The 22,927-nt window shown below is 44.4% G+C and carries 20 protein-coding genes; 7 read left to right on the top strand and 13 right to left on the bottom strand.

Features of this window, described 5'->3' with window-relative positions:
* Positions 1-6: 6 nt before the first annotated feature.
* Positions 7-441, bottom strand: a complete 435-nt coding sequence (locus ACYX4N_RS06450; RefSeq protein WP_476055981.1) for an OsmC family protein — start codon at positions 439-441, stop codon at positions 7-9.
* A gap of 572 nt (positions 442-1,013) precedes the next feature.
* On the opposite strand from ACYX4N_RS06450, the gene msrA reads away from it, so the two are divergent.
* The gene (gene msrA, locus ACYX4N_RS06445; protein ID WP_476055980.1) at positions 1,014-1,616 is read left to right on the top strand and encodes a peptide-methionine (S)-S-oxide reductase MsrA; all 603 of its coding nucleotides are present in this window, start codon (positions 1,014-1,016) and stop codon (positions 1,614-1,616) included.
* 36 nt (positions 1,617-1,652) lie between these two features.
* Here the strand turns inward: msrA and ACYX4N_RS06440 are convergent, their stop codons facing one another.
* The 3 genes from ACYX4N_RS06440 to ACYX4N_RS06430 are packed head-to-tail and all read right to left on the bottom strand — an operon-like array spanning position 1,653 to position 3,236.
* A complete protein-coding gene (locus ACYX4N_RS06440; RefSeq protein ID WP_476055979.1) occupies positions 1,653-2,000 on the bottom strand; it encodes an AzlD domain-containing protein in 348 nt (115 codons plus the stop codon).
* Entirely contained in the window at positions 1,990-2,712 is a 723-nt protein-coding gene (locus tag ACYX4N_RS06435; RefSeq protein ID WP_476055978.1) for an AzlC family ABC transporter permease, read from the bottom strand. Before ACYX4N_RS06435 ends, ACYX4N_RS06440 begins: the two co-directional genes overlap by 11 nt.
* Positions 2,709-3,236 carry a helix-turn-helix domain-containing protein gene (locus ACYX4N_RS06430; RefSeq protein WP_476055977.1) on the bottom strand — a complete coding sequence of 176 codons (528 nt, stop codon included), beginning with the start codon at positions 3,234-3,236 and terminating at the stop codon, positions 2,709-2,711. Before ACYX4N_RS06430 ends, ACYX4N_RS06435 begins: the two co-directional genes overlap by 4 nt.
* A gap of 540 nt (positions 3,237-3,776) precedes the next feature.
* Here ACYX4N_RS06430 and ACYX4N_RS06425 point away from each other — a divergent pair.
* On the top strand, positions 3,777-5,036 hold the full coding sequence (locus ACYX4N_RS06425; protein ID WP_476055976.1) for an MFS transporter: 1,260 nt from the start codon (positions 3,777-3,779) through the stop codon (positions 5,034-5,036).
* Positions 5,037-5,139: 103 nt separating this feature from the next.
* On the opposite strand, the gene ACYX4N_RS06420 is transcribed toward ACYX4N_RS06425, so the two are convergent.
* Both ACYX4N_RS06420 and yaaA read right to left on the bottom strand, forming a co-directional pair.
* Positions 5,140-5,490 carry an RNA recognition motif domain-containing protein gene (locus ACYX4N_RS06420; RefSeq protein WP_476055975.1) on the bottom strand — a complete coding sequence of 117 codons (351 nt, stop codon included), beginning with the start codon at positions 5,488-5,490 and terminating at the stop codon, positions 5,140-5,142.
* 279 nt (positions 5,491-5,769) lie between these two features.
* Positions 5,770-6,546: a peroxide stress protein YaaA gene (gene yaaA / locus ACYX4N_RS06415; RefSeq protein ID WP_476055974.1), complete on the bottom strand. Its 777-nt coding sequence runs from the start codon at positions 6,544-6,546 to the stop codon at positions 5,770-5,772.
* A 386-nt stretch (positions 6,547-6,932) separates the two neighbouring features.
* On the opposite strand from yaaA, the gene tal reads away from it, so the two are divergent.
* The 3 genes from tal (at position 6,933) to ACYX4N_RS06400 (ending at position 10,096) form a co-directional block, all read left to right on the top strand.
* Complete coding sequence (gene tal, locus ACYX4N_RS06410; protein WP_474854903.1) at positions 6,933-7,892, top strand: transaldolase; 960 nt, start codon at positions 6,933-6,935, stop codon at positions 7,890-7,892.
* A gap of 15 nt (positions 7,893-7,907) precedes the next feature.
* Positions 7,908-9,557, top strand: a complete 1,650-nt coding sequence (gene pgi / locus ACYX4N_RS06405) for a glucose-6-phosphate isomerase (protein ID WP_476055973.1) — start codon at positions 7,908-7,910, stop codon at positions 9,555-9,557.
* A 362-nt stretch (positions 9,558-9,919) separates the two neighbouring features.
* Positions 9,920-10,096 carry a DUF3545 family protein gene (locus tag ACYX4N_RS06400; protein ID WP_081765847.1) on the top strand — a complete coding sequence of 59 codons (177 nt, stop codon included), beginning with the start codon at positions 9,920-9,922 and terminating at the stop codon, positions 10,094-10,096.
* Positions 10,097-10,172: 76 nt separating this feature from the next.
* Here the strand turns inward: ACYX4N_RS06400 and ung are convergent, their stop codons facing one another.
* From ung to ACYX4N_RS06370, 6 genes are all read right to left on the bottom strand, one after another.
* Positions 10,173-10,844, bottom strand: coding sequence for a uracil-DNA glycosylase (gene ung, locus ACYX4N_RS06395; RefSeq protein WP_474805302.1), 672 nt, complete (start codon positions 10,842-10,844; stop codon positions 10,173-10,175).
* Positions 10,844-12,127: a threonine synthase gene (gene thrC, locus ACYX4N_RS06390; RefSeq protein WP_476055972.1), complete on the bottom strand. Its 1,284-nt coding sequence runs from the start codon at positions 12,125-12,127 to the stop codon at positions 10,844-10,846. Before thrC ends, ung begins: the two co-directional genes overlap by 1 nt.
* Positions 12,128-12,300: 173 nt before the next feature.
* The gene (gene thrB / locus ACYX4N_RS06385) at positions 12,301-13,245 is read right to left on the bottom strand and encodes a homoserine kinase (RefSeq protein ID WP_474854897.1); all 945 of its coding nucleotides are present in this window, start codon (positions 13,243-13,245) and stop codon (positions 12,301-12,303) included.
* Between the two features lie 121 nt (positions 13,246-13,366).
* A complete protein-coding gene (gene thrA / locus ACYX4N_RS06380) occupies positions 13,367-15,832 on the bottom strand; it encodes a bifunctional aspartate kinase/homoserine dehydrogenase I (RefSeq protein WP_474805299.1) in 2,466 nt (821 codons plus the stop codon).
* Positions 15,833-16,210: 378 nt separating this feature from the next.
* Positions 16,211-18,733 carry an excinuclease ABC subunit UvrA gene (locus tag ACYX4N_RS06375; protein ID WP_476055971.1) on the bottom strand — a complete coding sequence of 841 codons (2,523 nt, stop codon included), beginning with the start codon at positions 18,731-18,733 and terminating at the stop codon, positions 16,211-16,213.
* An 82-nt stretch (positions 18,734-18,815) separates the two neighbouring features.
* Positions 18,816-19,694, bottom strand: coding sequence for a LysR substrate-binding domain-containing protein (locus ACYX4N_RS06370; protein ID WP_476055970.1), 879 nt, complete (start codon positions 19,692-19,694; stop codon positions 18,816-18,818).
* Between the two features lie 189 nt (positions 19,695-19,883).
* Between ACYX4N_RS06370 and ACYX4N_RS06365 the strand changes: the two genes are divergently transcribed.
* Positions 19,884-21,041: an S-(hydroxymethyl)glutathione dehydrogenase/class III alcohol dehydrogenase gene (locus tag ACYX4N_RS06365; RefSeq protein ID WP_474827394.1), complete on the top strand. Its 1,158-nt coding sequence runs from the start codon at positions 19,884-19,886 to the stop codon at positions 21,039-21,041.
* An 88-nt stretch (positions 21,042-21,129) separates the two neighbouring features.
* On the opposite strand, the gene ACYX4N_RS06360 is transcribed toward ACYX4N_RS06365, so the two are convergent.
* On the bottom strand, positions 21,130-21,765 hold the full coding sequence (locus ACYX4N_RS06360; RefSeq protein ID WP_476055969.1) for a carbohydrate binding domain-containing protein: 636 nt from the start codon (positions 21,763-21,765) through the stop codon (positions 21,130-21,132).
* 410 nt (positions 21,766-22,175) lie between these two features.
* On the opposite strand from ACYX4N_RS06360, the gene ACYX4N_RS06355 reads away from it, so the two are divergent.
* The gene (locus ACYX4N_RS06355) at positions 22,176-22,856 is read left to right on the top strand and encodes a protein-tyrosine phosphatase family protein (protein WP_474805294.1); all 681 of its coding nucleotides are present in this window, start codon (positions 22,176-22,178) and stop codon (positions 22,854-22,856) included.
* Positions 22,857-22,927: the final 71 nt, after the last annotated feature.

The following is a 22,927-nucleotide window of genomic DNA, read 5'->3' as shown; positions in this document are numbered from 1 at the left end:
AAACAGTTAGCTCTTATTTAGTCGGTACTCTAACGTAATATTGGCATTCAGTAGTTGAGAAACGGGGCAATTCTCCTTCGCTTCTTGAGCTATTTTTTCAAATTCGTCTTCGGTGATGCTGTCAACTTCAGCATCTAACGTCAATGCCGACTGAGTAATTTCAAAACCATCATCGTTTTTGTCTAGGCTGATCTTGGCCGTTGTATTTAGTTCACCGTCTTCATACCCTGCATCGGATAATGCAAAAGAAAGCGCCATAGTGAAGCAGCTCGCATGGGCCGCGCCAATTAACTCTTCAGGGTTTGTCCCTTTTTCATCTTCAAACCGCGTATTAAAACCATAAGGTTGATTAGACAAAGCGCCTGTTTCCGTAGAAATGCTGCCCTTCCCTTTTTTACCTAACGGTTTGTAAGCTGCACTACCTGATTTGACTATAGACATATTACCTTCCTTACTTTCGACTTAATTAAATCTGAGCCAAGCTCTTTTAGAGAGCCGAATAACCGACAACCGGCTGCACGAAGTAAAGCAGTGTTTGATCAGCGCTAAACAAAGCTGAACTACCTCACTAAGTGAAATCACAAGTTGTCGCGTATTTTGACTCACACGTACTTGCTGAGATGCAAGTGCTCTGCCGACCGACAGCCTCTTATTCTAAGGCCCTGTCATGGAAGGGCTACAGAGCAGTTTGGGGAAATGAAATTGCAGTGACTTTGCTATCAGTGAACGCAGACTACAGAGTCTGATGAAAATTTTACTTACCCTCTTTTGGCATTAATTGTTTTTGATTCTAGTGCGATGCTATTAATCGCTAGCTAAGCTCTTTCTTTTGTAAGCGAGGAAAAGGTGATGCTTCAAATTGCAGTGAAATAAATTGCAGCCTAAACCGTTCTTTATTTGATACTCGTATATGTTCACTAACATAGCCTCACTTTATAAGTCGAAAAGCTTAAAAGGAAAACTTAGCCAAAGCGCATAGCTATATGGCTCTGTCAAAACGTAAAAGGTACAAGATGAAATCTACAATCACCGCAGTATTGTTCGGCGCAACTTTGAGTGCCGCGGTATTTACACCATCGACAAAAGCCGATGAAGCTATTTTAGCGGGAGGCTGCTTTTGGTGTATGGAATCTGACTTTGAAAAATTAGAAGGCGTAACCGACGTAGTTTCTGGGTTTACTGGTGGAAGTGCACCAAACCCTACCTACAACGGCAATCACAAAGGGCATTACGAAGCCGTTAAAATCACTTATGACGGTGAAGTGCTTTCTTATAAAGATATACTCGATCATTTTTGGGTAAATATTGACCCTTTTGATGACCGAGGCCAGTTTTGTGATAAAGGCCCCAGCTACTTGAGCGCTATTTTTGTTGCGAACGATAAAGAACGCGCTATCGCCGAAAAAACAAAAGCTGACGTAATCTCCCAGTTTCCGAATAAAGACGTGGTGACGCCAATACTAGACGCCTCTACTTTTTATCCAATTAAAGGTGATGAAATAGGTCACCAAGATTTCTATAAGAAAAGCCCTGTTCGCTACAAATTCTACCGTTGGAACTGTGGTCGCGACCAGCGCTTGAAAGAAATCTGGGGTGACAAAGCCATGGGAGGCTAACTATCAATTAACTTTTCCATTTAGCCTGCGTTATATCTATAGAAAATGTAAAGCGCACCAATATATTACGCCAAAAAAGGCGACACCCGAAAAGACAGGTAGGCCCAATGTTTTGGTTTTTCTCCAAACGATTATTGTTATGGCTGTTGCCACAACTGTTGCTATCCAACTAGACGCTGATGGCACTTTAGGAACAAGGGAAGCCCCCAACATAGCGGCTATCATTAGTGGTCCCAATACACTCAACCAGGTAGGCAAGCGCGCTTCGGAATTATTGGCTTTGTGTTTATTGAAGTGACGCTGTGTCCATAACAATGGTGCAACGCGCAATGCATAGGTGCCTATAGCCGCTACGATAATTGCTACCCAAATATCAGTTTGCATGAGACGGTTTCCTTCCGACATGGGAGGTAAGAACATAAAATGTAAGCGCACCAAACAGTGCAGCTAAAGGAATAGCCGCATTTTTGAAACTACTAAGTGCAATGAAAAGGGCGATAGAGATAGTGACCAATAAGGTAACAACCCATTGTTTACTAGAAAACTTTGGCGCTAGCAGAACGAGAAATAAGGCTGGTAAGGCAAACGGCATTACACTATCTAAGACAGGCCATTTCTGTGTAAGCGAATCTCCAGCTAACCCGCCAAGCGCAGTACCTAAAATCCAACTAAACCACGCCACCATTGAAACACCTTTAAACCAATCAACTTTCTTTGCGTCTTCCATAGAGGGTAAACGTGTATGGGCTAGCGCAAAAATTTGATCGGTAAGCCCATGCATTAAATAGGGCCACGCCTTACTCTGTGGTAAGTAAGGCACTAAATTGGGCGCGTAAACCACATGGCGTACATTAACTAATAACGTCATACACACCGCTAGCCAAAGGGGTGCACCTGAAGCCACCATAGCAACTAGAAGAAACTGCGACGCGCCAGCATAAATGAACACAGAGATAAGCGTTGCTTCTAATGTTGAAAAGCCAGCTTGAATAGCGATCACGCCGAATGAAATAGCAACTGGGATATACCCTCCTAGCAAGGGTAACCCATCTATAATCCCCTGCTTAAGCCCACTTTTTGAAGAAATTTGGCTCATTCCGTTGCCTCTTTGTGATAAACGATAGTGATAAGGCAGGTTGCCCAGTCATCTTGAGTTTTGTAGACGTGAGGTAAATCAGCCCTAAAGTCGGTAATTTGGCCGGGTAGCAGTAGCTGAGTACTGCCCATATTCCCGGCTTCTAACGAACCGCTTATTACCGTAATGGTTTCTTTTGTTCCGGCCGCGTGAGCTTCGGCTTCTCGCAATGTATTAGGTGCGACCGACATCCAGTAAGCATCAACATTAGGTACACCCTGCCCTTGTTCAATAAGACGCACTTCCACCCCATTCTCTCCTACGCTCGTGCTAAGGGGCTGAACAAGCTGACCAAAGGGCACGTCTAGTTGTTTGGCCAATCGCCAAATCGTATCTAACGTAGGATTGCCGTTTCCCTGCTCTAGCCTAGAGAGGTTAGATTTTGCAATACCTGCACCTGCGGCTAATTGAGACAGAGAGACACCTTTATCTTGCCTAAGTTTCTGCAGATGCCTACCTAAAATATTCAAGGTGGATTGATTCACACGTCGCCAAACTATTTTGTTCCATTTACAGAACGTTCTATATATAGAACGCAGTAAAGTCAAGAAGTTTGTTGTTTATACGAATAATCGTTAAAAGATAAAACCAGCGATGACAGCTAGCCCTGCATAAAATGTTAATAGTTAGCTGAGTAAAAATGACAGATGTTGAGGACTTTTACGCTCAGAAAACAATCACTTTAGTATTGAGTTAGCACTCATGTGTATCACTGAAAAAATGACGTGAATCAAATCATTAACAAACACACTACATTTAAAGCGCTGAAATGATTAAGAAATCTTATCAGCTACCGTTACTAAATAGTCATTCGCTGCTAAGATCTCAGCTTATTAATGAATGAACAAAGCACAAGCTTGGGGCTTTTGGCCTTATTTGAATAACCAAAGCAATAGCTTTTAAAAATAGAAAGCCGGCAAACATACCGTTTGCCGGTTTTTGTATTTTAACCTTGTGCAAGTGCGCCATGCTCAAGCAGCAAGCAAGCGACTGAATGGTACGATATGAAGGAAAAAAGATAGTTTATGGCGAATCAAACTGACGACATCACTTCTACTCAGGCAGCGTATAAGGGAGCCCGTTCGGAAGAGCAATCAGCGGCAGGAGAATATTCACTGGCAACGATTACGTTCTGGCTAGCTTTCGGTACTTTCGTAATAGGTTGCAGCGAATTTGCGGCAATGGGTTTACTGCCTTACTTTGCTGACGATTTTGGTATCACGGAAAACGTTGCGGGCCATGCGATTAGTGCCTATGCCATTGGCGTTGTCGTAGGCGCACCGCTTATCACTATTTTCTTTTCTCGCCTTGCCCGACGTACCATGCTTATTTCAATGATGGTCTTTTATGCTGCCGGAAACTTGCTAACAGCACTAGCATGGTCAGAATGGACAATGAATATAGCTCGCTTTATTGCTGGCCTTCCACACGGCGCTTATTTCGGTATTGCCATGCTTTTTGCCGCTGACATTGCTGGTAAGAACAAGCGTGCACAAGCAGTCAGCAACATTATTTTAGGCTTAGCTATAGCAAATATAATAGGTGTTCCATCAATTAGCGGCATCGGGCAAATGTTCGGGTGGAGAACCGGTTTCTTTATGATTTCAGCCTTTGCCTTAGTCACCGCATTAATGGTGTGGAAAACTGCACCATACCGCGGACCAAACCCGGATGCCAACCCGTTAACTGAGCTTAAAGCGCTAAAAAATAAAGATGTGCTGCTGGTTCTACTTATGGGCGCAATTGGCTTTGGGGGCATGTTCTCTGTGTATTCTTATTTCAGTGCCTCATACTTAAACACGACCTCAGCACCTGAATGGGGAATCTCTGCAACCTTGCTTATCTATGGCATTGGCGTAACCCTCGGCAACATTATTGCGGGTAGATATTCTGAAGGCAGATTACTGACATCAGCTATCGTTTTTCAAGTTCTATTGGGCTTATCTGCAGCCGCATACGCCGCGTCTATGGGCAACCCATACCTGATGGCGGCCTCACTGTTTTTTATTGGCATCGGCGGCGGTATGGTCGTGCCACTGCAAACACGCTTGATGGACGTAGCTGGCGAAGCGCAAACTTTGGCAGGCGCCATGAACCATGCAGCATTTAATACCGCTAATGCACTTGGGCCTTGGTTGGCTGGAATGACGCTGTCAGCGGGTTACGGCTATACATCAACGGGTTGGGTAGGCCTAGCACTTGCCGGTGGTGGCGTGTTAATATGGCTAGCCATTGTTATGACTGCTCGCAATACCCGAGAGCGAGCAGCAGCATTATCTAGCTGAGTTACCTGTTAGTGCTGACAACAAAGGTTGTCAGCACTGCTCTAATTTTCAAAACAAAAGTTTAAAAATAAGACAAAGTTTTGCTATTTAGTTAACTCAACTGTTAACGGTCGTCGTTTTCGAGTTCGGAATTATTGCGAGAAACACTTCCCCATACATCTTCTGGGATGTCTCTTTTAGGCGCGGGAGCATCGTCTATTGCTGCTTGCTTCTTCTCTTGATTTGACCATTTAACTCGAATCTTTTTACCTTCGATAACTTTGGCGTTAAGCGATTTAATCGCTTTATCGGTTTCTTCTTGGGTACTCATTTCAACGAAGCCGAAGCCTTTAGATAAACCCGAGGCCTCATCCATCACTAGGTCGCATGACGCTATAGTGCCAAACTCAAAAAACAAATCTTCAAGATTTTCATGAGTAAATGATTTGGGTAAATTACGAACTAATATGCTCAAGTTTGTGCCTTACTTTGTGGCTGAAAAGTACTATGCATATTGTAGCATGCAGCAGTTAGTATGATAGCTAATCTTATCGTAGTACGGCGATTCGCTTTTATTACAAAGAAGGGAAAAGATTTGACTTCAGCTATTGTAAGCGTGTGATTGGGCCTCGATATAGAATAGCCATCGCGCAAATGCGATGGCTATGTATCAAAGGCGAAGTTTCTTTAGCTAATCCAGAGCGAAGCTGCTGAGCCCGGCTCACCTATCAGTCATTATTACTCAAAAAAGCTATTAACTTTCTTGGTTACGCAGAAATACCAATTCTGTTGATGAGCTTTGCTCTTCGCTAAATTGATAGCCGTCTACGTCGAAGTTTTTCAAGCCTTCTACATCTTCAACACGATTTTCAAGAATGTAGCGCGCCATTAAGCCGCGGGCTTTCTTCGCGAAAAAGCTGATAATTTTATACTGACCGTTTTTGTAATCTTTGAAGGTGGGCGTAATGATCATGCCGTCTAAAGACTTTTTCTTTACTGCTTTAAAGTATTCATTCGACGCAAGATTAATTAACACATTATCACCCTGCGCCTCTAACGCCTTGTTTAAGGCGTAGGTAATGCGGTCATCCCAAAACGCATACAGGTCTTTACCTTCAGGATTCGCGAGTTTAGTGCCCATTTCTAGACGATAGGCCTGCATTAAATCTAGCGGTCTTAGCAGCCCATACAGACCAGACAAAATACGAAGATGTTTTTGTGCGTATTCTACACTGTCGCTGTCTAGCGAGTAAGCATCAAGCCCAGTATAGACATCACCGTTAAATGCATACATTGCCTGACGCGCATTCTCTGGTGTGAACGGTGTAGAAAACTCAGCAAAACGGTTAGCATTTAAGGTTGCCAGTTTATCGCTTATTTTCATTAGCGATGATAAGTCAGCCGGAGACAAAGTGCGGCACACTTCCATCAAACGTTCAGTGTCTTCAAGCATGTCAGGTTGTGTAAACTGACTTACAGGAACTTCGCTTTCAAAATCTAAATTTTTTGCTGGGGATACTACAACTAACATTTCGACTCCTTAAATTTTTACGCACTTATTGTACCACCTGATACGCAGTAAAAAGCAAAATGGCATAAGAAAGACACAAATTGGCTTAACAGAGAAATCCGATTAGCGAATTTGTCATTATTCAATGTATGAATTGTCACACGGGTTTGATATAAATAGCATTACAAAAAATATTCAAACAATAACCTTGATGCACTGCTTATGAGTGCTTCTTGAAAACCAAAGCGCTATTTTCGACTTAGCTTAGTTTGTTTTTTAAAAGCTAAGTAAACAAAGAGAAAACGCAAGCGCAATATCCTACAAAAACGCGCAAGCGTATCGTTTTATTCAACTGGCTTTTCTAGCGAGTTGTCCAAATTTATTATTGATAAAGTACAGAGAGAATTATGAGCAATCAGTTAGCTTCATTACGTGATATCACTACCGTAGTTGCCGATACCGGCGACATCGATGCCATCAAAAAATATCAGCCGGTTGACGCTACTACCAACCCGTCGTTACTGCTAAAAGCAGCAGGTCTTCCTCAGTATGCAAGCTTAATCGATGACGCTGTAGCGTGGGCAAAACTTCAGTCAAACGATGCTGACCAGCAATTAACTGATGCCTCTGACAAGTTAGCAGTAGCCATTGGTAAAGAAATTTCTGCAACCATCCCTGGCCGTATTTCAACAGAAGTTGATGCCCGCCTATCGTTTGATACTGCTGCTACTATTGAAAAAGCAGAGCGCTTAGTACAGTTATACGAAGATGCCGGTATCGATAAGTCACGCATTCTTATTAAAATTGCGTCTACGTGGGAAGGTATTCAAGCTGCTGAAGCACTTGAGAAAAAAGGTATTCAGTGCAACCTAACTCTGCTATTCAGTTTCGCCCAAGCGCAAGCATGTGCAGAAGCAGGCGTTTACCTTATCTCTCCATTTGTAGGCCGTATTCTAGACTGGTACAAAAAGGCGACTGGCACTGAATCTTACGCAGCAGATGAAGACCCAGGCGTAGTGTCAGTGACCAAAATTTACAACTACTACAAAGAGCACGGCTACAACACAGTTGTAATGGGCGCGAGCTTCCGCAACATTGGCGAAATTCAAGCACTGGCCGGCTGCGACCGTCTAACTATTAGCCCTGCACTACTTGAAGAACTGGCAAATGAGCCGGGTGAACTAGAAGTTAAGCTTAAAGACAATGGTGCGACAAAAACGCCAGGCGACCGTTTAACAGAAAGTGAGTTCCGCTGGGCAATGAACGAAGATGCGATGGCAACGGAAAAACTATCTGAAGGCATTCGCAACTTCGCAGCTGACCAAGAAAAGCTTGAGACTTTACTTCGCGAAAAACTAAGTGCATAAGGAACTGACTAGACAATGAGTGTTTTAACTTCTCTTCCGGAATGGAAAAAGCTATCTGAACTCGCTTCATCGGTAAAAGATGCCCATATGCGCGACTGGTTTGCACAAGATCCAAGCCGTGCAGATAATATGCAGCTTGAAGCCTGCGGCATTTTTCTTGATTACTCGAAAAACCGTGTAAATGATGACGCACTTAAAGGGCTTTTTGACCTTGCACGCGCATGTAAACTAGAACCCCTTCGTGACGCTATGTTTTCTGGTGAGCAGATTAACTCAACAGAAGGTCGCGCAGTGCTGCATACCGCGCTTCGTAACTTATCTGACCGCAAAGTATTGGTAGACGGTGAAGACGTCATGCCTGAGGTGCACGCCACCCTTGAAAAAATTGAAGCGTTTACTGCCTCAATCCACAGTGGTGAACACAAGGGCTATACTGGCAAACCTATTAAGCACATTGTAGCGATTGGTATTGGTGGTTCGTTCCTTGGCCCTAAAATCATGACCGAGGCGTTAAAACCTCATACGGTTGAGGCGGTTAAGGTTCACTTCGTTGCCAACGTTGACGGTTGCCACATTCACGACGTGCTATCTAGCGTTGATTTTGAAGAAACCCTTGTGGTTATGTCATCGAAGTCATTTTCAACCCAAGAGACGCTGCAGAACACGCTAACGGCTAAAGACTGGTTCTTAAAGTCTGGCGGTACACAAGAAGATATCGCTAAGCACTTTGTAGCTGTATCTTCAAACGTTAAAGCAGCCACCGAGTTTGGTATTAGCGCCGACAATATTTTCCCTATGTGGGATTGGGTAGGCGGTCGTTACTCACTGTGGTCAGCCATTGGCCTGCCTATCTCGCTAGCCCTTGGGTTTGAAAACTTTAAAGGCTTGCTTGACGGTGCGTTTGAAATGGATACCCATTTCACCACTGCGCCACTTGAAGAAAACATGCCTGTATTGCTTGCGTTGTTAGGCGTTTGGTACAGAAACTTTTTCGATGCACAGTCGCATGTTCTATTGCCTTATTACCACTATCTTCGTGGCTTACCAGCTTACGTACAGCAGTTAGATATGGAAAGTAACGGTAAGGAAGTGACGCAAGAAGGCGAGAACGTGGACTACCCTACTGGCCCAATTATTTGGGGTAGTGAAGGTACAAACGGCCAGCATAGCTTCCACCAGCTTATTCACCAAGGTTCTGGCGTTATACCTGCAGACTTTATGCTGCCGCTTAACGTACCTAACCAAGACGACACGCATCACGCTATGCTTGCGTCTAATTGCTTTGGTCAAACCCAAGCGCTGATGCAGGGTAAAACCTTTGAAGAGTGTTATGCAGACCTTGACGGTAAAGGCCTAGACGACGCTGAACGCAAACGCTTGGCGGCTCATAAAACCATGCCTGGCAACAAGCCTAGCAATACTTTCTTGTTTGATAGCCTTACGCCTAAAACACTTGGCGCGCTGGTTGCAATGTATGAGCATAAGGTATTCGTTCAGGGTGTTATCTGGAACCTTAACTCATTCGACCAATGGGGCGTTGAGTTAGGTAAAGTACTAGGAAACCAAGTACTTGCTGGCATTCAAGGCGAGGCAGACAAAGATAATTTCGACGCTTCAACACAACAATTGATTGCCAAATTCAGAGCAGCGAATGCACCAAAATAAGGAATGCGAGGTGATTTAAAGTCACCCACTTGGTGCAAATAACAAACTGAACGGCTAGCTTTTTCGGAAGCTAGCCGTTTTTTGTTGCGGTATTTATCAAGCACACGACAGACATTTTTGATGCCCGTAACACTGTACAGTTGATTACTAAGAAACCAAATAGGATCAATTACATACAGTTATTGTTCACGCTTTAAACACACTGGACATTTCCTAACCCTTGTCATCATATCGTCACAATTTGTTAATAAAAGGTAAATTAAACTATTTTATTTTAGTGGCGGCTGTGATACAAAATCGTACAGAGGGAATTAAAAACAAAAACTCTGTATTAGTTGTAGTGGTATAAAAAGGAGATCCCAGTGGATAAATCAGATCTATTTGCCATGTTAGACATCGAAGCAAGCCCAGCAAAAACCAAAAGCAAAAAAAGGAAGTGGAGAGAAATCGAGGCACTACGCGATAGGTACGCTTTAGAAAAAGAACTCGCCGAACTCGATTGTGGTTTCGAGTACGAGCTAGAGACACTGGAAAGATAAATAAAAAGGCCGCCTGTAATACAGGCGGCCTTTTTACTTTCTAGCATGGTGTAAATACTTAGCGTAAAAGCTAACGCTATACCTGCCAGGTGATCGGCGTTTTACCTTTGTCGACCAAATATTGGTTGGTTTGGCTGAAGTGTTTACAACCTAAAAAGCCTCTGTGCGCTGAAAGCGGAGATGGATGAGGTGCATGTAAGACGTGGTGTTTTTCACGGTCTATGTGCTTACCTTTTTTTTGCGCGTGACTTCCCCACAAAAGGAATACAACGTTGTGGCCGTGCGTATTGACCACATCGATTACCTTATTGGTGAAGGTTTCCCATCCCCATTTCGCATGGCTGTGGGCTTTCCCCTGCTCTACCGTTAGCACGGTATTGAGTAAAAGTACGCCTTGTTCTGCCCAAGACGTAAGCGTGCCATGATTAGGCTCGCTAAAACCGTCTATATCGGCTGACAATTCTTTGTACATGTTTTTCAGAGATGGAGGTGTCTTAACGCCCGCTTTTACTGAAAAACATAGCCCGTGTGCTTGATTAGGTCCGTGATAGGGATCTTGCCCTAAGATCACGACTTTAACCTTATCAAGCGGGGTGTATTTAAGTGCATTAAATACGTCAGACTGAGGCGGGTAAATAACGCTACCCGCTTCACGAGCGTTTTTCACCCGTTCAAGCAATTCAACAAAATAGTCTTTTTGTTTTTCATCACCTAACGTGCTTTGCCAAGTCAACTCCGATGATGACATTACTTAAGCAAATCCATCATGTGCTGCTTAAGTGCATCGTAGGACGCGGGTAAGTCCACCGCTAAGCTGTCTTCTCCCGCTACATCGGCCAAGGCTTTCGGTAAACTAATTGGGTTACCTAACACGTTTTCAACTGTTTCTCTGAACTTAGCCGGGTGCGCTGTTCCTAAGAACAAACCAATTTCACCGTCTTCTAAGTCGTGACTTACCGCGCGATAGGCAATAGCGGCGTGCGGCTCACTGGTATAGCCCAGCTGCGCTAGTTGACGCATTGCAAGCTGAGTATACTCTTCGTCTACCATCTCACCTTTCAGGCACGCTTTGTCGATATAACCACGCTCTATAAGCGCTTCAATACGAGGCCAGTTGTTTGGCTGACTAACATCCATCGCGTTAGACATAGTTGCAACCGTCGCTTTAGGGTCCCACTCGCCAGTTTTAAGGTAGCGAGGTACCGTATCATTTAGGTTAGTTGCCGCGATAAAACGCTTAATAGGTAGACCCAAAGATTTAGCAATCATGCCTGCGGTCAGGTTACCAAAGTTACCGCTAGGAACTGATATAACAAGCTGATCGCGCTTCTCTTTAGGCAGCTGACTTACCGCTTCAAAGTAATAGCAAACCTGCGCCAACAAACGGCTAATATTGATTGAGTTTGCTGAGTTTAAGTGAAGACCTTCACGCACATCAGGGTCGTCAAACGCGGTTTTCACTAGCGATTGGCATGCATCGAAGTCTGACTCTACAGCAACGGTATGAATGTTACCGCCTAGCGTAGTGAATAACTTTTCTTGCAGCGCGCTAATCTTTCCTTTCGGGAACAAGATAACCACGTTGATGTTATCAATACCATGGAACGCGTGAGCAACTGCGGCACCTGTATCACCTGATGTTGCGGTTAAAATAGTCACTGGCTTGCCCTCGCTGATGCGCGAAAGGGTTTGCGCCATGAAACGGCCGCCGAAATCTTTAAATGCCAGCGTTGGACCGTGGAAAAGCTCTAGGCTGTAGACATTATCATTAACCTGCTCAACCGGCGCACCAAAAGCAAATGCGGTTTTAACAATTTCTTCTAGTTCGCCATTGTTCAGTTCGTCACCGATGAGCGCGCGAAGCACGTCAATGCTGCGCTCGACAAACGGTTTTTCCAACAGTTCATCAATATTATCTAGTGTTGGTATATGCTCTGGAAAATAAAGCCCTTGGTTTTTACCTAAGCCGCGCTTAACGGCTTCGGCAAAACTTGCTGTGTCCGATGAATCTTTTAAATTTACCAATTCCACTTGCTGTTACCTTTATAGTTGGGCAGATAGGCTACCCTTTAAATTTTTTAAAAAATCACTGTGCTTTTATAAGTTACTATGACTTTAAGAAATCATGTGCTTTTAAGAAATCATTTACCTTTGCGAAATCATATACCTTTAAGAAGTCATGTACTTTTAAGAAATTATGTTCTTTAAGAAATAATAGTACCTTGGCTTGGTATTTGGCACACATGGCTAAAGCCATCTTCGTTTTGGATGTAGTTCGCGGTTAAATATGCCGCGACTTCTTCCGCTTGCGCCTTGCTTGGGCATACAGCGAACACCGTAGGCCCCGAGCCCGAAATGCCAAAAGCTAGTGCCCCGGCTTGCTCGCTAAACGCGCGAGCTTCATCAAAACCTGGCAATAGCGATTTTCTGTAAGGCTCGGCAATAACATCTTTCATTACCGACGCCGCCAAGTCAAAGTTACCCGCATGCAGTGCGTGTACGAACACGCCAAGTTGTCGACCAAAGGTAAGCGCCGTCGCCATATCCACCTGCTTAGGCAAGATGTCACGCGCTGCGGCTGTGGATACGCTAATACCCGAATAGCAAACTGCATAGTACCAGTCATCGTTAAGAGGTAGAGACAGAGTGACCGGCGCATCGCTACCTGTCATCAAAGTCATGCCACCTAAATAACATGGCGCAACATTGTCGTAGTGAATACTACCGCTTATTTGACCTTCTAACTCACCCATCATAATAAGTAGCGTATCTTCATCAAATGGCGTATCGAAGTAAGCATTAAGTGCCGCAAACGCTGCCACAATAGAACTTGCGCTTGAACCTAAACCACTACCAATAGGTAGATTTTTATGTAGCGTTAGTGCAACAGGAGAGGTTGGCTTTCCAGCCTTTTCCATTTGCTCACAAAAATAGTGATAGCACTTAGTAACTATATTGCTATCCGCATCGCCCGGAAGCTTGTGAGCAAAGCGCCCCACCGTTTCTAATGAAAATGACTCAGCCGCTTTTATTTCAACTTCATCACCGAGCTTAGTACCGTCAACCGGCGCAAGCGCTGCGCCCAGTACGTCAAAGCCTAGGCTTACATTTCCAATTGATGCCGGCGCAAAGGCCTTGAATGCTTTCATATAATTTCTCTTACTTCGCTTGCGACTTAACGCGATAAATCACTGGCCTAAGTCACACCTTCGAATTTCTTACTTTAGCCACTTACCCATTACGCAAAGCATGCTTTGCGTTATTTAGCGGTTAATGCGCCATTTGTTTCCACGGCATAGTGCGTAAAATGTCGGCAAATACCCCTGCCGCCGTTACCGTACCACCTGCACCATATCCTCTAATTACATAAGGGATTGGGCTGTAGTAGTCACTATTAATCGCCAGTGCATTCTCGCCGTCTTTCACCTGAGAAAGCGGATTGCTAGCAGGGACGGCCTGTACACTAACTTTGCACTTTCCATCTTCAATGCTGCCAATATAGCGAAGCACTTTGCCTTCCGCTTTAGCCGCCTCAACTTTATCATTCATCGCAGCATCTAACTCGGGTAGCTGCTGCATAAATTCGTCGATAGAACAGTTTTCTGCAAATCCCGAAGGCAGTACCGACTCAATCTCTATATCAGAAAGCTCAAGCTCTAAATCGGCTTCACGGGCCATAATAAGCAACTTACGAGCAACGTCCATACCGCTTAAATCGTCGCGAGGATCTGGCTCGGTAAAACCGTTGTCTTTGGCCGTTTGTGTCGCTTGCGACAGGCTCATGCCCTCTTCAAGCTTACCGAATACGTAAGACAAGCTGCCTGAAAGAATACCTTCAAAACGATGCAGCACATCACCTGCACTGAATAGTTTTTGCAGGTTGTCGATAACAGGAAGGCCCGCGCCCACTGTTGTCTCATACAAATATTGGCGATTCGTATTAAGTGCAGTCTTACGTAACTTGCGGTAATAAGACATAGCGCTGGTATTCGCCTTTTTGTTAGGCGTTACTACGTGGAAGCCGCTTTCCATCATATCAACGTACTGATTAGCGATGGCTTCATGGCTTGTACAATCAACAATGACTGGGTTGACCAAGCTGGTATCGTTTGCGAACTGATGCAAGCGCTCTACACTCAAGCCTTCACTTGCAGAGTCCAGGGCCGCTTTCCAATCGCTGCTTAAATCAATACCTTGGCTGTTCAACAGCAATTTACGGCTATTTGCTATACCGTAAACGCGCAGCTGAATATTACGTTTTAAAAGTGCTGGCTGTTGTTTTTCAATCTGACCTAGCAGTTCAGTGCCTACATTGCCACACCCTACTAGGAATACGTCTATGGTATGGCGGTCAGAGAAAAAATTCTGATGAATAACCTTAACCGCTTTCTTAGCACGCTTACTTTCGATTACTGTGGAAATTGAGCGTTCTGAAGAGCCCTGTGCGATAGCAACGTTATTTACTCGTGCTTGGGCTAGTGAGTTAAAGAATCGCGCTGCCAAACCTTTGGTTTGACGCATACCATCGCCTACCAAAGTAACAATGGCCAGATCGTGACGTACTTCGATAGGATCTAGCAATTGATTTTGCAGCTCTAGCGCGAAAGCATCTTCAAGTAGCGTTAATGCACGGCTGGCGTCTTTGCTTTGAATACAAAAACTAATTGAGTATTCCGAAGATGACTGCGTAATAAGGCTAATTGAAATATTAGCGTTCGACATAACCTCAAACACACGGCTCGCCATACCCACCATGCCTTTAAGGCCTGGCCCTGCAACGTTGAACATGGTGACGTTATCAAGCTGTGAAATACCTTTCACCGACGTCCACACTTCGCTTTTCTCATTACTGATTAACGTACCAGGCGCTGCCGGGTTCAACGTATTTCTGATCAAACAAGGTATGTGATGCTGGGCGATAGGCCCGATAGTTTTAGGGTGAAGCACCTTGGCACCGAAGTAAGACAGCTCCATCGCCTCTTGATAAGTAAGCTTGTCTAGCAGCACCGCGCCTTCCACTTGATTGGGGTCAGCGTTATACACACCGTCTACGTCTGTCCAAATTTCACAGCAGCTAGCGTCTATACACGCCGCTAAAATAGCCGCTGAATAGTCAGAGCCATTACGTCCTAGCGTTACTTTTTCGCCTGCTTCGTTAACAGCGACAAAGCCAGGCATAACCAAAAACTCACTGCCATCGGTAGGCACATCTGAAAAACGCGCTTTACTTAGCGATACGTCGGCAATACTGTCTAAGTAATCGCCCTCAGCAAGCACATATTTAACTGGGTCGATAACGCGGTTTGCAATGCCTTTAGCCGATAACATAGCGCTAAAGAGCGTAACCGAGATGTATTCGCCAATACTAAGAATACCAGCAGCAACATTATCTGGCGCAACGCCGAGCAGTTTAATGCCTTCAAGGTGCTGTTTTAATACTGATAAGTGACTATTGATAAATTCCACCACGCTTGCGTGTTCAAATCCGTCGAGTTCATCGTTCAGGTCGTTGGCAATGCCTGTGACCGTGTCATTCAACTTATCGAATAATGGCTGGAAATCTTCACCCGCGGCTGCTTGTTCACAAAGTAGTGAAAGCGCGTTCGTTACCCCCTTTGGGGCAGAGAGTACAACCGCAGCACCGTCGGTTTGGTGGGTTGCCGTGCTAATTTCCATAACGCGCATGTATCGCGGTGCATCGGCTAGAGAAGAACCCCCAAACTTTAAGACTTTCATATGCTGCTCCTTAAGGTTACGCATGCTAAAACGTGTGTAAAAAAAAGCCCGCTCTGTGTTAGGCGGGCTTTCGTTGTCTTTTGCTTACTTGCACTAGTCAGCGACCGCCCTTTTTAAGGTGGTAATTAACATAATGGTGGTGCGAGTAAGTAGAATCTTTTTCATACAAGCAATTTGCCGTATAGACGTCTATAAGTCAACCGCAGTTTTCACTACACTGTATTGCAAAATATGAAACACTCTTTAATTAATATTTCTTTTTGAGGTACAAATACAGTTTAAGCAGTTTCTAAATTGGCTTACTTGTACTTAAGTAGCCTTAAACAAGTACTTATTTCTACGATCATTTAAACCGAACTCATTCAGTGAAAGCCTTTGTTAGAGCAAGCTCGCCTTCAAAAATGGGGCTGTTGCACTTTGTTTAACCTTAGCAACCTCCTCTGGGCTACCTTCAGCTACTATTTCTCCCCCCTCGTCACCAGCGCCTGGTCCCATATCTATAATGTGGTCACAAGCCACAGCCACCTGCATATTGTGCTCAACCATCACCACAGTATTTCCGGCTTCAACTAATCTGGTTAAGTGCTGCATAAGTAGCGAAGTGTCTGAAAGGTGTAAACCTGTTGTAGGTTCATCGAGCACGTAAAGGGTATTAGCGTTTTGAGCGCGTTTAAGTTCTGATGCTAATTTAATACGCTGCGCCTCGCCGCCTGATAATTCGGTGGCACTTTGCCCGAGGGTTAGATAGTCAAGCCCTACGTTCATTAGCGTTTGAAGCCCCCGCGTAATGACTTGATTACTCTTGAATATAGATAGTGCTTCTTCAACCGTAAGCGATAGTACGTCAGCGATAGAGTGTTCGTTGTAACCAACTTCCAGTACGCTTTCGTTAAAACGGTGTCCGTTACAAACGGTACAGGGGGAATAAACACTCGGCATAAACAGTAGTTCTACCGATACCACACCCAAACCGTCACAATGTGGGCATCGTCCTTTTGCCACGTTGAAAGAAAAGTGACCCGCATCGTACCCTCGGGCTTTTGCTTCTTCGGTTGAAGCAAATAAACTTCTGATTTGGTCAAATATACCTGTATAGGTTGCCAATGTTGAACGGGGTGTCCTGCCGATGGGAGACTGATCTACCACAACTATACGACTTAACTCATCAAGCCCGCTTTCAATAAAGCCTTGCTGCGGTTCACTTTCATGTGAAAAAGCGTCCTGAGCGAGAAGCGAATTGGCGTCGGTAAGCAGTTCTTTCGCTCGCTTTCCTTCTTTCTCGACTGGACTTAAACCATCTTTGACCAACTCAACCAATGCTTGGCTAATTAAACTCGACTTCCCAGAACCGGAAACGCCAGTGACACAGGTCATCACACCAAGTGGAATATCAATATCAACATGGCTGACGTTGTTTCTAGACACGTCTTTTAAACGCAATACCCCTGATGATTTGCGTTTTATACGCTGGCTTAGGGCTTTATTGTTAAAAACATAGTCTGCCGTTGGGGAGCTTTTAATGCGTGCTAGTTCTTTTACCGATCCGCTATAAACAAGCTCACCGCCGTTTACTCCGGCCCTCGGCCCTACGTCTACAACCCAGTTAGCGCCTTTGATAACGTAAGGGTTGTGCTCGACAACAAGCAACGAATTTCCCGCTTCGGTAATATTGTGAAGCGCGCTAATAAGCCCTTCAACGTCGCGAGGGTGAAGACCTGATGAAGGTTCATCCATCACGAAGACAACGCCAAATAAGTTTGATTTTAGCTGAGTTGCCAGCCGTATTCGCTGTAACTCGCCTACTGAGATACTTGTTGTACTTCTATCTAACGAAAGGTAATGAAGCCCAAGCGCTATAATCGGTTTCACTCTTTCAATAATGTCGCCCGTAATATTGCGTATCACCTGAGCGCGCTCTGAAGTATCGCCGTTCACCGAATTTCTTAACGCCTGAAGCTTTTCGTAAACTTGCTGTAGTGGCAGCCTTGAAAAATCAATAATATCTAAGCCATCAATTTTCACCGCCAGCGCATTTTGCTTCAGCTTTTTACCGTGACAAACCGGACATGCTTCAACAGATATGAAGGGAGCGATTCGCTGCTTCATTTTCTCTTTTTGAGACGTTTTGAAGGTATCGAGCACATGACGCCGCGCACTGATAAACTTGCCGTTATAGCTGGCAGGTTCACCTTCTTGTTGTGCTTTACGGGTTTGCGCTAGATTGTAATTTCGATAGACGGGCACCTGTGGCATTTCGTCGGTATATAAGATCCAGTCGCGCGTTTTTTGAGGCAGTTCACGCCATGGAATATCAACATCAATATCAAGCGACAACAGCACCCTTACTAGGTTTTTGCCCTGCCACGCACCAGGCCAAGCTGCCACAGCGCCCTCGCGTATGGTGAGGCTATCGTCGGGTACAAGACGATGAGCTTGTGTGTCAAAAACTTTTCCAATACCGTCACAGTGTTCACATGCACCTTCAGGCGTATTAGGAGAGAAACCGTCTGCGTAAACAATGTTTTGCCCTTCGGGATAGTCGCCTGCCCGGGAATAAAGCATTCGCAGACTATTAGATAGCGTGGTGATACTGCCAACGGAAGAACGAACTGAAGGTGCGCCACGGCGCTGGTGTAGGCCCACAGCAGGCGGTAAACCTTCAATCGCGTCTACATCAGGTTTCTCCACTTGCTCAATCAACCGTCTGGCATAAGGTGATATTGAATCTAAATAGCGGTGCTGAGCTTCTGCGTAAAGCGTGCCGAAAGCCAAAGAAGATTTTCCTGAACCAGATACACCGGTGAACACCACCACTTCATTTCGCGGTATATCGATACTAATATTCTTTAAGTTGTGTACACGGGCACCGTGTACGTGAATTTTTCCCTCATCATTGTGCACTTCATCACCTGCATATCACCCTTATTAAACAATATTTAGATACAGGCGCTATATTTCGATCACTATTTTTAAAACAGTCACTTTAGCTATCTGAGACAAGATGTTGAGCTAAAAAGTCCACCAGTAACCTAATTTTAGGTGCAACATTTCTGTTTGAAGGAAATACCGCCCAAATGGCTTCTTGCTTATCTTTATACTCGGGGAACAGCTCTATTAGCTGACCTGAGGCTAGTGCTTTACGCACGTAAAACCCGGGCAGTTGTGCAATACCTAAACCAGCAATCGCGGCGCTACATAGTGCATTACCGCTGTTATACCGAACCCTTCCCTGTACTGGAATTGATTGAATTTTATTATCAATAAGTAAACGCCAATAGGGTTTTGACCCCACCAGCAGCGAGTGCGCTTTTAACTCTTCAATACTTTTAGGCTGTCCTTTATCTTTGAAATATTCCCTACTTCCGCATACAAACAAGTGACGAGTAGCCAGCTTTTTGGCAACCAGCGTCGAGTCTTCTAGTTTGCCAATACGGATGGCCAGGTCGAGGCCTTGCTCGACAATATCGAGCTTTTCGTTTGAGAAGGTGCACTGTACGCTAATGCCAGAATACTTTTGCATAAAGGTATTGAGCAGAGGCGCAATAAATGCTTCGCCAAAGGCGACTGGTGCGGTGAGCTTAATTAACCCTTGCGGCGATGCTTGAAGCGCGCTTACGGATAGCTGGGCATCTTCAAGCGCTTTTAACGCGGGTAAAACTTGCTGAAAATACTGGGAACCTGCTTCAGTAAGTGAAACACTTCGCGTAGTACGCTGCAATAATTTAACGCCTAACTGCTTTTCTAACGATGCGACTTTACGGCTTATTTGCGCCACTGAAGTATCTAGCTTATTTGCAGCCCCTGTAAAATTTCCTACGTCTGCTACTGCACAAAACTCAGCTATTCCCTCTAGATATTTCATTATTCTCACCCGTTAATTGAGCGTTACTCAATGTAGTACTCTTTTCTATCCACCAATTCTATTCGCCAAACGCAATTATTACAATTTTGCAAAAGTGATTTACTTAAAATGTATTTATCATTAGTAATCCGTCTCCTATACTTTGGCCTATAAAACATCATCGTATATTTATGATTAAGGAGTCATTACATGGCGTCATTCAAAGATTCGTTGCAAGAAGGTCAAACCCATATCAAGTCAAAAGCTGCGGTGGCTTGGGGCCCAGGTGAGCCGTTAAAGATGGAAGAAGTTGACGTAGAGCTTCCTAAGAAAGGCGAGGTACTTGTACGCATTGTTGCGACGGGCGTGTGCCACACTGACGCATTTACGCTGTCCGGTGATGATCCTGAAGGCGTATTCCCTTCAATTCTTGGCCACGAAGGTGGTGGTATTGTTGAAATGGTGGGCGAAGGCGTTACCAGTGTAGAAGTAGGCGACCACGTTATCCCTCTTTATACCGCCGAGTGTGGCGAATGTAAGTTCTGTAAATCAGGTAAGACTAACCTTTGCCAAGCAGTGCGCGAGACGCAAGGTAAAGGCCTAATGCCAGATGGCACAAGTCGTTTTTCTAAAGATGGCGAGCCAATTTATCACTATATGGGCTGCTCAACGTTTTCTGAGTACACAGTTCTACCTGAAATATCGCTAGCGAAAGTAAACAAAAATGCGCCGCTAGACGAGGTTTGCTTGCTTGGTTGTGGTGTAACTACGGGTATGGGCGCTGTACTTAAAACTGCAAAAGTACAGGAAGGCGACACGGTTGCTATTTTTGGTTTAGGCGGCATCGGTCTGTCAGCCATCATTGGTGCGCGCATGGCGGGGGCCGGTCGCATCATTGGTATCGATATTAATGAAAGCAAATTTGACCTAGCGAAACAGCTCGGCGCAACTGACCTAGTTAATCCTAAGAATTTCGACAAGCCTATTCAGGAAGTGATTGTTGAAATGACTGACGGCGGCGTTGACTACTCATTTGAATGTATTGGTAACGTCAACGTAATGCGTTCTGCGCTAGAATGTTGCCACAAAGGTTGGGGTGAATCAGTAATCATCGGTGTTGCAGGTGCAGGGCAAGAAATTTCAACGCGTCCATTCCAGTTGGTGACAGGTCGTGTATGGCGCGGTTCTGCTTTTGGTGGTGTTAAAGGTCGCTCAGAACTGCCAGGTATTGTTGAACAATACCTAAACGGTGATTTTGGCCTCCAAGAGTTTATCACTCATACTATGGGCCTTGATGAAATAAACGAAGCGTTTGATTTAATGCATAAAGGCGAAAGCATCCGCTCTGTTGTGCATATGGATAAATAAGCGTTAGAACCAAAGCGCAGATATTTTTGCATACAAAACAAAGGCCCGCATAATTGCGGGCCTTTTCGTAATTACTTCATATGTGAATTTACTTGGCTCTCTTGCGTCTTATCAGCACCAAAGCCGATAGAGGTAGCAATATTGCCAAGCTTGCCGGTTCAGAAACAGAAACACTCGATACGCTTGCTGCAAAGCTAGGCGCTGCAGTTACCACAATATCGTCAACAAAGTTGCCATAGGTTCCTGTATTAATGGTAGAGAAACGAATGGTAGTTAGAGCAGTTTGTGCAACAAAATCACCGTAGAACTCAGACCAGCTTTTAATGGCATGATCATCAAACACCTGACTGTATAAAACGCTATTGGTATCACTGAGTATGTCTAACTGGAAACTTTCTCCACTGCGTCGTGCTGCATAGGCAAATGACACATCGTAAGTATTTCCGGCCTCAGTAGAAAAAGTCTGAAAAATAGAATATCGACCGCCGTTTCCATTAGCATTTAGTTCAGCGTATTGACTACCATCAAAAGCGTTTAAACGTTGAAAGTTATCCCATAACTCCATATTCGTGCCGCTCCAACCCTCTACGGTTCCGGCGGTAAAGGCTTTCCAGCTGTTACTTCTGATATCGTTATTTTCAAAACTACCATTTAATATCAAGTTAGCATGAGCGGACGTACTCACACCTAAAACTAAAAATAGAACTTGTAACCACTTGCTCATGTACTTCTCCAAAACCACGCGCGATTCTATAAGTATATTTTATCAAGTGGTCCAACCTGTGTATCTTATTCTTTAGCATGTCGTATAAAAGTATAACTAAATAACTCGGTGCTCTAATGCTTTGAGCACGGCCCTTGTTCTATCTCTCACGTCAGTATTTGATCTTCAACTGAAATAAGGCACCTTCTTTAAAGCCTAAGGCGGTAAAAAGCTGAGGGCTGAATCCAAAATATAACGGCAGTTATCTATGTTAGTGTTTGGGCTTGTTGACCTTTACTTAAAATCAAAGGTCAACTGGCCCTAATTACAAAAGGGTGGCTTTACCGTTTGGACAACACGCAATCAAGTGTGTAACGTAAGACGTGGCAACATTGCCACCTTTAAACAGTGTCAACATTGAGCGCTAAATTATGAAAAAGCCCCAGCCAGCAGTAGATACAAGAATGAAAAAGTCACTATCGTTTAAAAAGCCTACATTTAGTTTTACTGTTACCGCTGCTTGTATCGGTCTAGGGCTAGGTTTAAGTGCACCTGTGAACGCTCACGCTACAGCATCGAAAACAAGTGCCGACACGCAGGTTGAGACCACACCTACCCTTTCAACGCTCACTAACTACCAAAAAAACGCGCCCTTTATGTATTCTTCAGGCTTGCCTGATGCCTCTCATCTTTCTTTGCTAAAAGAGGAAGGGGTGACACACGTTATAGATTTGATTCCTGGAAATCGAGCGAGTGAGATTTTAACGACCTCAGAATTAGGACTCGACTACTTTAATGTGCCCGTAGATTGGGAAGGCCCAACGCTCGCTAACTTTTTAAATTACGCGGCATTTATGCAAAGCGTAGATGTTAAGGAAGACAAGGTACTCACCCACTGTAAACTGAATTGGCGGGGTGCTGCTTTTACCTATCTTTATAGAATTAACGTACTGGGCGAAAGTGAACAAAATGCTAAAAAAGACCTTATGGCTATTTGGCACCCGAACCCGACATGGTACGCCTTTATGAACGAAGTTATCACTCACTACAACGGGGTAAGCGGCAAACAAGTAGCGATGTCGTTTGAGGCCGCCGTTTCTGAAAGCCAATAGATTTAAGCACTTCCTTAATTAGCTTTTAAACCACTTCATTTCTATTACACATATATGAAATTTCAGATGCG

Source organism: Alteromonas sp. ABH4_452 (genome assembly GCF_056311825.1).
Note: the sequence above shows the minus strand (reverse complement) of the source record. Positions and strands in the feature narration are given on the sequence as shown.